The sequence below is a fragment of the Polaribacter sejongensis genome (assembly GCF_038024065.1).
GTDB classification, from domain to species: domain Bacteria; phylum Bacteroidota; class Bacteroidia; order Flavobacteriales; family Flavobacteriaceae; genus Polaribacter; species Polaribacter sejongensis.
Genome location: NZ_CP150667.1, coordinates 1,756,747 through 1,773,426, shown reverse-complemented (window position 1 = coordinate 1,773,426; position 16,680 = coordinate 1,756,747). Strand labels below are relative to the sequence as shown.

Genomic DNA, 16,680 nt, shown 5'->3' with positions numbered 1-16,680 from the left:
TTATTTTGAATATATTTTTTTTCTAATTCTACTTAATTGCACAGCAGAAATATTTAAATATGATGCTATGTGGTACTGTGGGATAATATTTTCTATATTAGGTATTTCTTTTTTTAGCTCTTTATATCTTTCTGTTGCATCTAAAACGGATAAATTATATATCTTTTTTTCGAATAATAAAAAAATACTTTCCAAAGCGTTTGCATACATAACTGCAATGTCATTATCAACTAAAGCGAGTTCTTTCAGTTTTTTATAATTTATAACAAACAATTCACAGTCAGTTAAACATTGATAGGTTAACAAAGAGTTTTTATTAGAAACTAAAGCTCCAAATGAACCTGTAGAACTAAAAGGTACAAATAGACTTCTTATGTATTCTTTTCCGTTTTCATCTTCATAGTAAGATCTAACAATTCCTCTTTTTAAAATATATAAATCCGTAGGTTTATCTCCAGTTTTAGTTAAAACATCTTTATTATTAAATTTTTTCAACTCTGTAAGTTCTAAAAACTTTTGATAAGATTCAGGAGGTAATTTGTGGAAATTATTAATAAAAAAGGATAAAACATTCATTAAAGAAGAGTTTTAGTTTATAAGTCTAAATTTAATGCAATTAATTATAAATAACTAATGGCATTTGGTCCTTCCATGAAGATTAAGTCTAAAATTGATAAATTAGAAATAAACCCATGCTTATCATCAAACATTTGAATGTAAGAATCGGTTGTTTTTTTTGGTTGATTTTTTACATTTACAAGTTCTCTAAAATCAGGTTCTGCTGTATCTACAAGATATTCTGCTGTTTTAGAATATATTTGAGAAATTTGTAATGCATCTGTTATAAACAAATGTGTATCTATATTTACATCTTGTAAAAATGTATATTTTTTATGGAAGATTTTTAATAAATCATCTTCATAAAACTCGTAAAAAGGAGAGGTTCTATACGCTGTTTGTAAAGATTTTAAATGATGATCTTGCCAAAGTGCGTCATTATCTACCAGTAAATCTTTTGTTTTTTTACGCTGAGAAGTACCTTTATTTTTATCCTTAACAGGGATGTTTAGTAACTGTTTTCCGTTAGAATTATAAATGTAGCACCTGTTTCTATAGCTTTGTTTTTGGAAGTTGTCTTCCATTTCAAAAACAACAGCATCAGATTTTACAATCTCTGTATACTGAGATATTGGACCAAAATATGTGGGTATAAATAATGACATTTTCTATTGGTTTTTAGACGCTGTTTTTAGTAACAATCTGATGTTATTACAAAGAGTTATTGAAAACTGAATGCTATTTATTAGCTTTTTTTCCTCTGTAAAAACTATATCCAAAATACAAACCAATTAATGCCAATACAAAATATCTATAAGAAACTGGCTCTCCGTCTCCATGCACAGTTGTAAACATTCTATCCCAACGAATAGATTTTATTTTCTCACCAAAAGAAGCGGCATTTGCATCCCAACTAAACCAAACCATTACAGGTTTCCCTAATACATGATCGAAAGGAGTGTAGCCATAATAACGAGCATCTAAAGAGTTGTGTCTGTTATCTCCCATCATCCAATAATAATCTTGCTTAAAGGTATACGAATCTGTTTTTTTACCATTAATAAAAATATTATCTCCAACAATTTGTAAATCGTTGTTTTCGTAATTTTTAATAATTTGCTCGTAATATGGTAAAGATTTGGTATCAATTTTTACAGTTGCTCCAGCTTTAGGAATGTAAATTGGTCCCATATTGTCTTGACTCCATTGGTTCTCTTTTATATGAGGGAAAATACCAACATCTGCTCTATAATTTACCTTTTTTACAGAAACTGTAGAAGGGTGTTTTTTAAGTTGATTAAATTCATCTTCGGTTAAATTAATATTTATTTTGTTAGCTACATTCGTCATTTTTAAACGACTTGCTAAATCTTGAGAAACACCACCAGCAACTTCTGTATATAAAGAATCTGAACCTATTTTAGATAAGTTAGCACTCTTTTCAAAAGCTTCTTGAACTTTTGGGTTGTTCCAATATTCATTTAAAATTTTATAAACTCCTGTTCTTTCTTTATTGATTAAAAACTGAGGAAAATTGTTTCTGTCTATGGCAGATTTCGCTTCGTAAGTATAATAAAACTGAATTTTTGCTCTGTACGGTAATTTGTTCTTTTGTCCGTTTATATAAACGTAACCATCTTTAATTTCTAAAGAATCTCCAGCAATACCAACACTACGCTTTACATAGTTGGTTTTTTTATCCACCGGTTTGTATGTGAATTTTCCAGAAGTATCTCCCCACATAGTTGCCAATGTATCTGCAGGCCAATTGAAACAAACAATATCGTTGTTTTTAATTTTCTGTAAACCCGGTAAACGTGTATATGGTAATTGTGGACTTTTTAAGTAAGAAGCAGTTCCTGTAAATGGTAAAGAATCATGTACCATTGGTGCTGCAATCACTGTAGATGGAACTCTAGCTCCATAATGAAACTTGCTTACAAAAAGATAATCTCCCACTAATAAAGACTTTTCTAAAGAAGAAGTTGGTATGGTAAAAGGTTGCATAAAGTAGGTATGTACCAAAGTAGCCGCAATAATTGCAAAAGTAATAGAGCTTACCCATTCACCTAGTTCAGAGCGTGGTTTTAAGCTTCTTTCTGCATTGTACTTTGCATCTGTAGCATAATTGATGTAAAAAATATACAGACCTAAAGTAACAATCACTAAAAACGAATCTAGTTTTTTGTAGAAACCAAAAGTTCTAATAGTTTCAATCCAAATAACAGGAAACATTAATAGGTTTACAATCGGTATAAATAATAAAATGATCCACCATTTAGGTCTGTTTATAATTTGCATTAAAACAATTCCATTATAAACAGGTACAGCTGCTTCCCAAGCTTTTCTACCAGCTTTTACATATAATTTCCAAGTACCTAAAAAATGAATTACCTGTATTGCTAAAAAAAATATAAACCACTCTAAATAAGTCATAATTGTACTATTTGATTTCTGTTCGAGCGCAGTCGAGAACTTAATGTTTTATACTAAAAATATAAACCTCTCAACTGCGCTTGAGAGGATAAATTATACGTTTATTAGTAGCTTTATTATTAGTTTGTTACAGGATTTAACCTATGTTTAACACATCTTTCATAGAGAAAACTCCTTGTTTTCCTACAATCCATTCAGCTGCAACAACGGCACCTAAAGCAAAACCTTTTCTACTATGCGCTGTATGTTTTATTTCTATAGAATCTACTTCAGAATCGTACCAAACGGTGTGCGTTCCTGGTACTTCAGGAATTCTTTTTGCAACAATAGGAATATTTTCTTCGGATGTTTTTTCATCTAATTCCCAATTGTTTTTTGAAGAATTTTCTATAATTCCTTCTGCCAATGTAATGGCTGTTCCACTTGGTGCATCTAATTTTTTTGTATGATGAATTTCTTCCATAGAGATATTATAATCTTCTAAAGAACTCATCATTTTTGCCAATTGCTTATTCAATTCAAAGAAGATATTTACACCTAAACTAAAATTTGAAGCATAAATAAATGCGCTGTTTTTTTCTTTACAAAGTGATACTGCATCTTCATATTTGTCTAACCAACCTGTGGTTCCAGAAATTACAGGAACATTGTTATTAATACAATTGGTAATATTATTATAAGCAGAAGAAGGTACGCTAAAATCGATGGCAACATCAGCTAACGTAATGTCAATAACATCATCTACATCTTTTTTTATGACTATTTCATGTCCACGAGATAAAGCAATTTTTTCAATTTCTTTCCCCATTCTTCCATATCCTAATAGTGCAATCTTCATTTTAAAAATTATATTTAATTGTTAAACCTACTTTTGGTGCTTCAAAATAAGTAGGATCGTTAATAAAAGTAGGTTTAAATGATAAATCATCATCGGTATTAAATTGTAATAAATGTGCATTTACACTTGCTTCTACAATTTGTAAAACGTACAAAATAACAGTGGTTAATAAAGACATATCTCTATTTTCGCTTAACTGTTCTTGTGCTCTTTCTAGTGTTTCTAGAGAAAGAATCTCCACACCATCTACCGTAAATTCGTCTACTAAATTATTCTTTCTAAGTTTGTAGGCAGTTCTGTATCTATGGTATTCTTTATTATTGTCTAGATAATAGTAAATACTTGTACCCATAGCACCCCAAACAATGGGAGCTTTCCAATATTTCTTATTGTAAATTTGTCCCATTCCAGGAAATATAGCAGAATAAAATGCTGCTTTAGAAGGAGCTAAAGGATCGTAAACACCGCCTTTTTCAATTTTAAGATCTCCTTTTATTTTTAAATCTTTCACGTTTACAGAATCTTTCTGCCCAAAAATGGATGCAGAAAAAAATGCAAGGAATAAAACAAATATGGTATTTTTAATAAACACTTATTTTAATAAGTTTTTTATTCGATTAAAATCTTCTTCAGAATGAAAAGGAATCGAAATTTTTCCTTTACCATTGTTACCAACAGTAACGTCTATTTTATGACCAAAGTATTCACTAATATCTTTAACACTACTTTTAATGAAACTTGGTACTGGTTTTTTCTTTGGTTTTGCAATGGTACCAGATTTTAAGCTTTTTACTAAATCTTCTGTTTGTCTTACAGATAATTTATCTCTTAAAATTTTCTCGTAAATAGCTAATTGATCTTCTGTGTTTTCTACATTAATCATAGCACGACCATGTCCCATAGAAATAAATCCGTCTCGCATACCTGTTTGTAAAATTGGATCTAATTTTAACAAACGTAAGTAATTGGTCACTGTAGAACGTTTTTTACCAACTCTAGTACTTAATTCTTCTTGCGTTAATTGAATTTCATCTATTAAACGTTGGTAAGATAAAGCAACTTCTATTGGGTCTAAATTTTTACGTTGAATGTTTTCTACCAATGCCATTTCTAGCATTTCTTGGTCGTTGGCAAGTCTTATATATGCCGGTACTGTTTTATTTCCAATTAATTTTGATGCTCTAAAACGACGCTCACCAGATACTAATTGAAATTTATTTCCTTCTAATTTTCTAACTGTAATTGGCTGAATTACACCTAATTCTTTTATAGAGCTAGCTAGTTCTCTTAATGCTTCTTCGTCAAAATAAGTTCTAGGTTGAAAAGGATTTACATCAATTAAATCTAATTCTATTTCAATAATACTTCCAACAAGTTTGTCTGCATTTTTATCTGATGCAGAAATTACATTAGAAGATTCTTGCAATAAAGCAGATAATCCTCGTCCTAAAGCTTGTTTTTTGGTTGCTTTTGCCATTTTACGAATTCTTTTTTAATAATTCTTGTGCCAAATTTAAGTAATTTACGGCACCTTTACTGGTTGCATCGTATGCAATAATACTTTCTCCGTAACTTGGTGCTTCTCCTAAACGGGTATTTCTTCTAATTATAGTATCAAAAACCATACTAGAAAAATGCTTTCTAACTTCGTCAACTACTTGATTAGAAAGGCGTAAGCGAGAATCGAACATGGTTAAAAGTAAACCTTCTATATCTAAATCTGAATTATGAATATTCTGTACACTTTTAATGGTATTTAATAATTTCCCTAACCCTTCTAGTGCAAAATATTCACACTGAATAGGGATTATTACAGAATCTGCAGCTACTAAAGAGTTTAACGTAATTAAACCTAATGAAGGAGCACAATCTATTAAAATATAATCGTAATCGTCTTTAAGATCGACTAACGCTTTTTTTAACATATACTCTCTATCTTCCTTATCTACCAATTCTATTTCAATAGCTACTAAATCTATATGTGCAGGAATAATATCTACATTTGGAGACTCGGTTTTAACAATTGCGTCTTTTGCATCAATAGAATGTTCTAAAACTTGATAGGTTCCATATTCTACAGTTTCAACATCAATACCTAAACCAGACGAAGCATTTGCTTGCGGATCTGCATCAATCAACAAAACGTTTTTCTCTAAAACACCTAAAGAAGCAGCTAAATTTATGCTTGTAGTTGTTTTACCAACACCACCTTTTTGATTTGCAATAGCAATTATTTTACCCATTATAAAAGTTTAGTTTATAGGTAGTAAAATTACGTTTTTTTCTGTCTTTAGAAAATGAAAGATGTTAACAAAAAGATAAAACTGTAAGTTGCTGTTTTTTAATTACTTGTATTCGTTTTTGTTGACTTTTTAAACAAATTCAAGCAAAAAAAAACCGAAGCGTAAACTTCGGTTTCTAACAGGTAATATTGTACTATTTCTGTGGAATGTTCTTTAAAATTTCAATTAAAAATTTCCAAAATTTTTGTGTTGATGAAATAGATGCTTTTTCGTCAGGAGAGTGTGCTCCTCTAATAGTTGGTCCAAAAGAAACCATATCCATTTCTGGGTAATTCTGACCTAAAATACCACATTCTAAACCAGCATGACAAGCTGCTACATCTGCTTTTTCTCCATGTAAAGTTTCATATAAATTAGAAACTACGTCTAAAATTGCCGAATTAACATTCGGTTGCCATCCAGGATATTCACCAGATAAATCTACATCAAAACCAGATAATTCAAAAGCAGATTTTAAAGAATTTGCCAAATCTAATTTATTACTTTCTGATGAAGATCGTGTTAAACATCCAATTTTTATGCTTCCATCTTTTACAATTACTCTGGCAATATTATTAGAGGTTTCCACCAATCCTTTAATATCCGGACTCATTCTATAAACTCCGTTATGAGCAGCGTAAATAGACTTTAATAAACCTTCTTGAACGCCCAATTCCATAATTTTATTTGGAAGTGTAGTTTCTTGAATGTCAACTGCTAAGTTAGGTTCTATTGTTGAGAACTCTTCTTTTATATTGTTGATAAGTAAATTGGTTTCTAAAAGAAAAGCTTCTTTAGAAATGATGTCTACAGTTACAATTGCAGTACTTTCTCTAGGAATTGCGTTACGTAAACTACCTCCATTTATTTCAGATATTTGTAAACCAAAATTGGTAAAACCATCAAATAATAAACGGTTCATAATTTTGTTTGCGTTTCCTAATTCTTTAATGATATCCATTCCAGAATGTCCGCCATTTAAACCTTTTACAGTAATTGAATAAGCGGTAGCATTTTCAGAAATATCTTCTTCTGCATAACTTCTTGTAGCAGTAACATCTACACCACCAGCACAACCCATACCAATTTCATCATCTTCTTCTGTATCTAAGTTTAAAAGAATTTCTCCTTCTAAAATTCCACCTTCAAGACCCATTGCACCAGTCATACCTGTTTCTTCATCAATCGTAAAAAGCGCTTCTAGGTTTGGGTGTTCAAGATCTTCAGAAGAAAAAATAGCCATAATTGCTGCAACTCCTAAACCGTTATCTGCACCTAATGTTGTTCCGTCTGCAGTAACCCAATCTCCTTCAATTAGCATTTTAATACCTTCCTTATCGAAATCGAAAACAGTAGCTGAGTTTTTTTGATGAACCATATCTAAATGACTCTGTAAAACAACAGTTTTTCTGTTTTCTAAACCTTTTGTAGCTGGTTTTTTAATAATTACATTTCCAACTTTATCTACAAAAGTTTCCAGGTTTAATTTCTTACCAAAATCTACCATGAACTGAATTACACGTTCTTCTTTTTTAGAAGGACGCGGCACTGCATTTAAATCTGCAAAGTGATTCCAAACAATTTTAGGTTCTAAATTTCTTACTGCTTTACTCATTTTTTTGATTTTTATTATGAATTTTAAAGGCGTTTTAAAGCCTTTAAAAAGTTTAATTCTAGCTAGTAAAATTACAATATTTCTACTATAGTTTCTGTTAAGTCTTTTCTAACTTTTGTTAAATCTTTCATGTAGCAATCGTCGGCCCTAAAACCAATAGGAAGTACTAATACAGATTGTAAATTTTGAGCGGTTAAATTTAGAATTTCGTCGTATTTATCAGGAATAAAGCCTTCCATTGGGCAGGCATCTATTCTTTCTACGGCACAAACTGTCATTAGATTACCAAGTGCAATATATGCTTGGTTTTTATTCCATACCGTTAATTCTTCTTGTGTTTTTTTATCAATATCAGCGGTTAGAAATTCTTTAAAAGGTTTTATAATTTCATTAGGAGTCTTTCTAATTTTCTGTACCAATGTAAAGTAGTTTTCTACTTCTGAACTTGTATAGTTTTTAGGGATGCAAATAACCAAAACATGAGAAGCATCTACTATTTGTGCTTGGTTCCAAGAATGTGAAACTAGTTCTTTTTGAATTTCTTTATTTTTAATTACAACCAACTTTAAAGGTTGTAATCCGTAAGAACTTGCCGTTAAGTTAAAAGCTTCTTTTAAGGTGTTTATTTGAACTTCTGAAAGTTGCTTTTCTGAATCAAATTTTTTAACGGCATAACGCCATTTTAAACTATCTATAATATTCATTTATCTTAATTAGGCTACAAAAATAAGTCATTCTTTTTGATGATTTCTGTTCAGGTGATTATAAATATTGATAAAGGTATAAATGATTTTTTGTATCTTGATAACAAAAAAAGACTATGAATGAGGATTTTCTTCATTATGTATGGAAATATCAATTGTTTTCTGTTCACGATTTAAAAACAATGACTAACGAAGATGTTTCTATTTTAAAAGTTGGAATTCATAATTATAACTCAGGTCCAGATTTTTTGAACGCGCAACTTAAAATTGAGGATCAATTGTGGGTTGGCAATGTAGAGATTCACTTAAAATCGTCTGATTGGTATGCACATCATCATGAAATTGATGAAAATTATGATGCCGTTATTTTACATGTAGTTTGGGAAGATGATGCTACTGTTTATATGAAAAACAACAAACCTTTGCCTGTTTTGGTTTTAAAAGATTTTGTTCTTGCATCTGCCTTAAATAACTATCGGAACTTATTTTCTACCAAGCAAAATTGGATTCCTTGTGAAAAAGAAATTAGTACAGTAGATAATTTTACGATTGATAATTGGAAAGAACGATTGTTTTTTGAACGGTTAGAACGAAAATCGATTGAAATGAATCAAGTTTTGTTGGACAATCAAAACGATTTTGAAGCAGTTCTATTTCAATTATTAGCCAAAAACTTTGGATTAAAAGTAAATGGAGAAGTCTTTTTTAGCTTAGCAACTTCTTTTGATTTCTCAATTCTTAGAAAAGTAAGGTTAGATGAAACGCAATTAGCAGCTTTGTTCTTTGGGCAAGCAGGATTTTTAAAGGAAGTTATAGAAGACGAATATCATCAACAATTAAAAATAACGTACAGTTATTTGCGGCATAAATATAACTTAGAACCGATAGCAAATGTGCAGTTTTCTTTTTTTAGAATGAGACCACCAAATTTTCCTACTATTCGTATTGCCCAATTAATTGCTTTGTATCATTTACATCAAAATTTATTTTCTAAAATGATGCAAATAGAAACCTTAAAAGGATTTTATGAGTTGTTTGAAACTGATGTTCATCCGTTTTGGAAAACACATTATACATTTGATACAATTTCAAAACTATATCCTAAAAAGTTGACAAAATCCTTTGTAGATTTATTATTGATCAACACTATTATTCCTCTAAAATTTTTATATCAAAAAAATAGGGGAGAAGTGAATGAAATGGAATTTTTAAAGATTCTTAAAAAAATAAAATCAGAAAAAAATAGTATTATTTCTAAGTTTGATGAAATTGGAGTTCAATCTAAAAATGCTTATGAAACACAGTCTTTATTAGAGCTTAAAAATAACTATTGCGCAAAGAAACGATGTTTACAGTGCGCAATAGGAGTTCGGTTGTTAAGCGAAAAATAATGTTATTTCTTAGGATTTAAGATTTCATTAATTTTAGCATAACAATCTTTGTAATGATATTTTGTAATTGTGTTTACAGCTCTTTTACTTGCTGTATTTACTTGGTTTTTTAAAGCTTCTAATTCTCCTCTTACAATAGAAGAGATGTCGTTATTCTTTGATTCTTCATTATCCATTAAATTCTTCATTTTTTCAATAAATGATTTTTGAAGAGTTCTTCTTTGTAAGTCAACGTTTTTAGTTGCATTTGTCTCAGAAAAAATACCTTTTCTTAAATCTTTAACCATGTCTGATGCTGCATAAAATTCATCTTGAATTACTTCTGCTTCTATCATTCTGTTTAATGTACGGTAATTTAATAAAGTGCCTAAAAATCTATTTTGATAACTTGCAAGTTTGTCTGTATAACCAGTTTCTTCAATCTTGTTTAAAATATCTTTATCAAGTAACCAATTTTGAGTTTTAAAAACATTTGCTTGTAACCAAGCCATTGATTCTTTTTGTTTTGCTTTTGTAACGGGTACATAAACATTTCCAGACTGAGAAGGTTTTTTATTATATTCAAAAACACCACCAATATTACCAACAACGTGTCCAGAATATCTTCCCCAAACGCTTAGTAACTCTCCGTATAATTCACTTAAATCTTGGTAATTGTTTGTTTGATCTGATGTCCAACTTGGAAGATTTTTAGCTACAATTTTTAAGTTTTTAACTCCGTAAGTACTTGCTTTTACTTGGTCGTTTCCAATTCCTTCAGTTTGTGCCGAAGGATCAAAACGTTGTCCACCAAATCTATAAATTGGGTTATCCGCTTTATCTTCAATCCATGTATCTAAAGTTTTTACTTCGTCTTCTGGAGTATTTGCATTTGGCACAACTCTGTATCCCCAATTAATTGCATAATGATCATAAGGCCCCAATTGTCTAACAAATCTTACATCTTTATCACCAGGTTGTGCAACGTAATTGTAACGTGCGTAATCCATAATTGTAGCTGCAATTCCGTACTTCTGAGTAAAACTTCCAGAGCGTAAAGAATCTACAGGATACGCATAACTTGCTGCCATGTTGTGAGGTAAACCTAAAGCGTGACCAACTTCGTGAGAAATTACCATACGCATCATTTCTCCAATATCTTCTGCAGGCGTGTCTAAAGTTCTTGCAGACGGATTTGCTGCTCCGGTTTCTAATAAATATCTATTTCTATAAGAACGTAGATGATTGTGATACCAAATAATATCACTTTCTAATATTTCTCCAGATCTTGGATCTGCAACACTTGGTCCGGTTGCATTTCTTGTAGTACTTGCTACATATCTAATAGAAGAATAACGAGCATCTTCCATACTAAACTCTGGGTCTTCTTCTTTTGTTGGTGGCATTTTTGCTATAATAGCATTTTTAAAACCTGCAGTTTCAAAAACCTTTGCCCAATCATCAACTCCTTGTTTTATGTATTTTCTTAGTTTTTCTGGTGTTGCAGGATCTAAATAATAAACAATTTGTTTTTTTGGTTCTACTAATTCTCCACGGTTATATGCTTCAACATCTTTAGGTTCTAATCTCCAGCGTTTAATATATCTTTTTTCATCTGCTTTTAATGCCTCTGAACTATAATCTACATTTTCAAGAGAAAAATAACCAACTCTTTTGTCTGAAATTCTAGGCATCATTGGGTTTTCTGGCAGTAAAATCATAGATTGATTCACACGCATTGTAATTGTGTTTGTATTTCGATTACTTGGTGGAGCATCTGCGTCAAATGTAAAATTCTGAACTACTTCAACATTTTCAGGGTAACTTTTAATGCTACTAACAAAACTTCTATCTGCATCTAATCTTTTTACTTTATATGTTTTTCTAAATCTTGAAGATAATCCTGATATTGCTTTTACATCAGAAGAAAAGAATTTAGTAACATCAACTAAAACAGCTGTAGAATCTGAATTTTGAGTTTTAATATCAAAAGAATATATAATTGGTTCTAAATTATTAGCTTCTACCGATTTAAAAATCGGTAAAGAATCGTTTGCAACTGCGTTGTAAGATTTTACTTTTAGTAAAACTTTATTTTTATATTTTTCCCAAACAACAACTTGTGTGTTAATTTTAGAACCTGCATTTACATAACCACCACCTAAGCCCGCTGGTATATCTCTTAGTCTAGTAACTAACAACATTTCTTTGCCTAAGTAAGATTTAGGAATTTCGTAGATAAATTTATCTTTATCAAAGTGAACTTTAAATAAGCCTTCGTCAGTTTTTGTGTCTTTGTTTATGAAATCTGAATATTTTGGGGTTTTTGCTTTGCTTGTTTTAGCTTCTGAATTTTCTTTCTTTTTATCTTTTGATTTTCGTTGAGCTTCAAGAGAACTAGAAATTGTAAAAAGAGAGAGTAATAATAAAAGTAGTGTTTTCTTCATATTAGAGTTTAATGATGTATAAGGCACTAAATTACTTAAATGTGTTTGTTATTTTCTTAACGTTTTCTTATAATTATGTTAAAAAAAAAGCTCAAAAAAATAGATTTTTCGAGCTTAATAGAATTTATGTATGGTGTTTTTAATACAAACTTTTATGTTTATTAGGATTTGCATCATTCATAATTTCATAGATTTTCTCATAAATATCCTCTGCAGATGGTTTAGAAAAATAATCTCCGTCTGTACCGTAAGCTGTTCTATGTTCTTTAGCTGTTAAAGTTGCAGGTTTGCTATCTAAAAACATGTAACCATTTTGGTTTTCTACAATTTCTTGGAGAAGATAAGCAGAAGCTCCACCAGGTAAATCTTCATCAATGATTAATAACTTATTTGTTTTTTCTAAGCTTTTTACACAATCATGATTCAAGTCGAAAGGTAGTAAACTTTGTGCGTCTATAATTTCTATGTTAATATCTGCTTGTAGTAATTCTTTAGCTACTTCTTCTACAATTCTTAAGGTAGACCCGTAAGAAACAACTGTTAAGTCTGTACCTTCTTTTACAGTTTCTACAACACCTATTTGTGTTTTGTAGTCACCTAAATTTACAGGCAATTCCTCTTTTAATCGGTAACCGTTTAAACATTCTATTACTAATGCAGGCTCATCACCTTCTAGTAAAGTATTGTAAAAACCAGCTGCTTTTGTCATGTTTCTAGGTACTAAGACATGAATTCCTCTAACATTATTTATAATTCCGCCCATTGGAGAGCCTGCGTGCCAAATACCTTCTAGTCTGTGACCACGGGTTCTAATAATTAAAGGCGCTTTTTGTTTACCGAAAGTTCTGTAATGTAGGGTTGCTAAATCGTCGCTCATTATTTGTAAAGCGTACAACAAATAATCTAAATATTGTATTTCTGCGATAGGGCGTAGGCCACGCATTGCTAAACCAATACCTTGTCCTATTATTGTTGCTTCTCTAATTCCTGTATCTGCAACTCTTATTTCACCATATTTTTCTTGAAGACCTTCTAATCCTTGGTTTACATCACCAATAAAACCAGCATCTTCACCAAAAATAATTACTTCTGGATGTTTTTTAAGAATAGCATCAAAATTATCTCTCATAATTATCCGTGCATCTACCAATGTTTTACTATCAGAATATACAGGTTTCTTTTCAGGAACGTTTAATGCACTAAGGTTTGTTTCACTATATAGATATGAAGAAAATTTTTCAGAGGCACTTTTTATAGCGTTTTTTATAAAATTTTGAAGTAATATTTTTTCAGCAAAATTTTCATCACTTAAATATCGTAGTGTTTTTCTAGTTGCAGATAAAACATCTTTTCTACTAGGTTCTATAATAGAAATTAAATCTTTTTTATGTTTGTTGATAAAGCTACTGTTCTTGCTCTTTTCAGCAACTTTGTCTAATAATTGACAGGCAGTATTTACTTCTGTTTTTATTTCATTAATAAAAGTGTTCCAAGCATTTCTTTTTGCACTTAAAACTTCTTTTTTTGCTTGCTTTTCTAAAATAATAAGATCTTCTTCAGATTCTACAAAGCGTAAAGTTTCTCCTGATTCAGTTTCTAATTCGAAGTCTAAAATCCAATTTCGCATTTTTGTAATGCAATCGTGTTCTTTTTCCCAGTTTAGTCTTTTTTTATCTTTATATCTTTCGTGAGATCCAGAAGTAGAATGACCTTGTGGTTGTGTTAATTCTTTTACATGAATTAAAATAGGTACGTGTTCTTCTCTAGCAATTTTTGCAGCTTTATTATAAGTGTCTACCAATTGTACGTAATCCCAACCGTTTACCACAAAAATTTCATAACCATTATGATTATTGTCTCTCTGAAAACCTTTTAAAATTTCTGATATACTTTCTTTTGTAGTTTGATGTTTCGCGTGAACAGAGATTCCGTATTCATCATCCCAAACACTCATTAGCATAGGTACTTGTAAAACACCTGCTGCGTTTATGGTTTCAAAAAATAAACCTTCACTAGTACTAGCATTACCAATAGTACCCCAAGCAACTTCATTTCCGTTTATGGAAAATTTAGATTTATGTTGTACGCTTTTTTCTGTTCTGTATATTTTAGAAGCTTGTGCTAAACCTAATAAACGTGGCATTTGACCCGCTGTAGGTGAAATATCTGCACTAGAGTTGTATTGTTTTGTTAAGTCTTTCCAGCTGCCATCTTCATTTAAACTGTGTGTTGTAAAATGACCACCCATTTGCCTTCCGGCGGACATAGGTTCTGCTTTTATATCTGTGTGTGCATATAAACCTGCAAAGAATTGTTGTGGAGTTAACTCTCCGATAGCCATCATAAAAGTTTGGTCTCTGTAGTAACCAGATCTAAAATCGCCTAACTTAAATGCTTTAGCCATTGCTAGTTGCGGAACTTCTTTTCCGTCACCAAAAATACCGAATTTAGCCTTACCTGTTAAAACTTCTCTACGGCCTAATAAACTGCACTCTCTACTAATTTTAGCTATTTTATAATCATTTAAAACTTCTGTTTTAAAGTCTTGAAAAGATAGTTTTTGTTTATTATCTATAGGTGTTTCTTGCAACATTTTTATGAGCTTTTTAATGTGTCACAAAGATAGTTTTTTTAGTTGATAATTAAAAACTTATATATTTATTAAGAATATGGTAATTTTTTTTGCTAATTTTTAGTTTTTATTGGGTTTTGTTTAATAAAAAAGAGATATTGTTTTCACAATACCTCTTTTTTTGTATAAACTGTTATTTGGTTAGAATAATCTGCTGCATAAATCTCCGGGTGCTTCGAAGTCACCAATAATAATGTTGTCTGAGTTAAATGTATAATCATATTCATAAGAATTACCTCCAAAATATACTTTGTATTTTTGGGACACTCCTATATGTGCGTTATATATGTAGCCTTTTCCAGCATAAGTGTATCCAACCCATTTCCAATATGTATAAATTCTTCCGTAGTACGTGTAGCTTTCTTGTCTGTATAAGTATAAAAAAGGATTTAATACTTTATCTCCACATTTAGTTTGAAATTGTATGTTGATATTTCTTACGTCCGGCTTCGGGGGAATTGAATTAGAAAATGTAGAACCATCTATATTTATGGTGTTATTACTACAACCATCAAAAGCTTCTGAAGTATATAATAAAACTCTATTGCTGTCATATCTACCACCAGAATATAATTTAATTTTTAAGTTTTGGTTAGGAGTTCTGTAATATCCATTAGAATTATCTTTAGTTTTAGATATTTGTATATCTCTATTAGCGATAACTTGACCATTATGTGCATAAACTAGGTCGTAGCTTAAGTCATTGAAATTATCAGAAAGACTTGGTGTTTTCGGGATTGATACTGTTAGTTTTCTGTAATAATCACACCCTCTATAATAGTAGTCTAAGTTATACCAAGATAAATGAGTTGTTGTAAAAACTACGTTGTAGTTCCCAGAAGTATTCATGGTTACAGTTCCTGTTTTGTGAAAGCCCCATTGACCATCTTCTCCGTATGACCAAATTGGAATTAAATCACCTTCATTTATATTATCTCCAGTTTCAGGGTTTATGTAATTATTTGGGATCTCAATACCTACGCTAATTGGCTTAGAGAAGTTTTTAACTTCTTTACCATCTACAAACATATCAATAGAAGTAAAACCTGCTGTAATAAAAGCTACATCTTCAGTTTCATCTCCGGCTTCGTCAATAACACTTAGTGGGGTTAAACCTCCAGGGAAAGAAGCTATAGCTTCGGGTGTATCTAAACTAAAGTGAGCAATTTCACTTTTTAAGTTAGCTCCAGAGATGTTGTTTCCATTTGCATCTTGAAAAATAGTACCAGATTCAATTGTGATTTCTGTATTTGTTGTTGCTTTTGTTTTTGGTGTTGTAATGATATAGTTTTCAGAAATTGAGTTATTAGAAAGTGTTTTTGTGGTTTCTAAAAAATCAACTCCTTGTACAGTATTTAATTTATTTACTATGTTTATAGATTTAGTAACTAAAGTGTCATTTGCAGCTATAATAACAGGTATAGTCGTTGTTAGATAGTTATTGCCTTTAATTTTTAGTAAAACTTTTAAATCTTCAGAACTAGAAAAGTTAGGGTTTACTGCTAAAGATATATTTCCATCAATTACTTTTAAGTTGGAAATATTTTCTCCAGAATTTGTTACAAATTTATCAGCATCATTACCAATAAGTTCTACAGTTAATTTATTTGGACCCTCAATACTTTCTGGGTTTACAATATCTAAAACACTAATAAGCGCTTCTTGTTTTAATATGTTGTTGGATATTTGAATATCAACATCGTCTGTTATTCCTTTAAAATTACAACTTATAACAAGTAGTGTCATAAATGCGAGTGCAATAAATGCATGTAGTTTGTTTAATTTTTTCATTTTTCTT

At 30.5% G+C, this 16,680-nt stretch carries 13 protein-coding genes; 1 reads left to right on the top strand and 12 read right to left on the bottom strand.

The genetic code is table 11. The annotated features are described in order from the left end of the window. The 9 genes from WHD08_RS07285 to WHD08_RS07245 form a co-directional block, all read right to left on the bottom strand. The gene (locus WHD08_RS07285; protein WP_165732811.1) at positions 1–576 is read right to left on the bottom strand and encodes a Crp/Fnr family transcriptional regulator; all 576 of its coding nucleotides are present in this window, start codon (positions 574–576) and stop codon (positions 1–3) included. A 44-nt stretch (positions 577–620) separates the two neighbouring features. Then, complete coding sequence (locus WHD08_RS07280; RefSeq protein ID WP_165732810.1) at positions 621–1,223, bottom strand: WbqC family protein; 603 nt, start codon at positions 1,221–1,223, stop codon at positions 621–623. A 73-nt stretch (positions 1,224–1,296) separates the two neighbouring features. Beyond that, a complete protein-coding gene (lepB, locus tag WHD08_RS07275; protein ID WP_208888694.1) occupies positions 1,297–2,994 on the bottom strand; it encodes a signal peptidase I in 1,698 nt (565 codons plus the stop codon). Between the two features lie 136 nt (positions 2,995–3,130). Continuing rightward, positions 3,131–3,832 (bottom strand): 4-hydroxy-tetrahydrodipicolinate reductase, encoded by a 702-nt coding sequence (gene dapB / locus WHD08_RS07270; RefSeq protein ID WP_208888695.1) that lies wholly within the window; start codon positions 3,830–3,832, stop codon positions 3,131–3,133. Between the two features lies 1 nt (position 3,833). Beyond that, a complete protein-coding gene (locus WHD08_RS07265; RefSeq protein ID WP_165732807.1) occupies positions 3,834–4,424 on the bottom strand; it encodes a DUF5683 domain-containing protein in 591 nt (196 codons plus the stop codon). Then, positions 4,425–5,309 carry a ParB/RepB/Spo0J family partition protein gene (locus WHD08_RS07260; RefSeq protein WP_208888696.1) on the bottom strand — a complete coding sequence of 295 codons (885 nt, stop codon included), beginning with the start codon at positions 5,307–5,309 and terminating at the stop codon, positions 4,425–4,427. A 1-nt stretch (position 5,310) separates the two neighbouring features. After that, the gene (locus tag WHD08_RS07255) at positions 5,311–6,075 is read right to left on the bottom strand and encodes a ParA family protein (protein WP_208888697.1); all 765 of its coding nucleotides are present in this window, start codon (positions 6,073–6,075) and stop codon (positions 5,311–5,313) included. Between the two features lie 193 nt (positions 6,076–6,268). Further along, positions 6,269–7,729: an aminoacyl-histidine dipeptidase gene (locus WHD08_RS07250; protein ID WP_208888698.1), complete on the bottom strand. Its 1,461-nt coding sequence runs from the start codon at positions 7,727–7,729 to the stop codon at positions 6,269–6,271. Between the two features lie 71 nt (positions 7,730–7,800). Next, entirely contained in the window at positions 7,801–8,433 is a 633-nt protein-coding gene (locus tag WHD08_RS07245) for an NAD(P)H-dependent oxidoreductase (protein ID WP_208888699.1), read from the bottom strand. A 116-nt stretch (positions 8,434–8,549) separates the two neighbouring features. Between WHD08_RS07245 and WHD08_RS07240 the strand changes: the two genes are divergently transcribed. Next, complete coding sequence (locus WHD08_RS07240; protein WP_208888700.1) at positions 8,550–9,824, top strand: DUF2851 family protein; 1,275 nt, start codon at positions 8,550–8,552, stop codon at positions 9,822–9,824. A gap of 2 nt (positions 9,825–9,826) precedes the next feature. Here the strand turns inward: WHD08_RS07240 and WHD08_RS07235 are convergent, their stop codons facing one another. The 3 genes from WHD08_RS07235 to WHD08_RS07225 all read right to left on the bottom strand — a co-directional run bounded on the left by WHD08_RS07235 (position 9,827) and on the right by WHD08_RS07225 (position 16,673). Then, positions 9,827–12,250, bottom strand: coding sequence for a zinc-dependent metalloprotease (locus WHD08_RS07235; RefSeq protein WP_208888701.1), 2,424 nt, complete (start codon positions 12,248–12,250; stop codon positions 9,827–9,829). A 139-nt stretch (positions 12,251–12,389) separates the two neighbouring features. After that, entirely contained in the window at positions 12,390–14,843 is a 2,454-nt protein-coding gene (locus tag WHD08_RS07230) for an alpha-ketoacid dehydrogenase subunit alpha/beta (protein ID WP_208888702.1), read from the bottom strand. Positions 14,844–15,023: 180 nt separating this feature from the next. Beyond that, complete coding sequence (locus WHD08_RS07225) at positions 15,024–16,673, bottom strand: hypothetical protein (RefSeq protein WP_208888703.1); 1,650 nt, start codon at positions 16,671–16,673, stop codon at positions 15,024–15,026. Between the last annotated feature and the right edge of the window lie 7 nt (positions 16,674–16,680).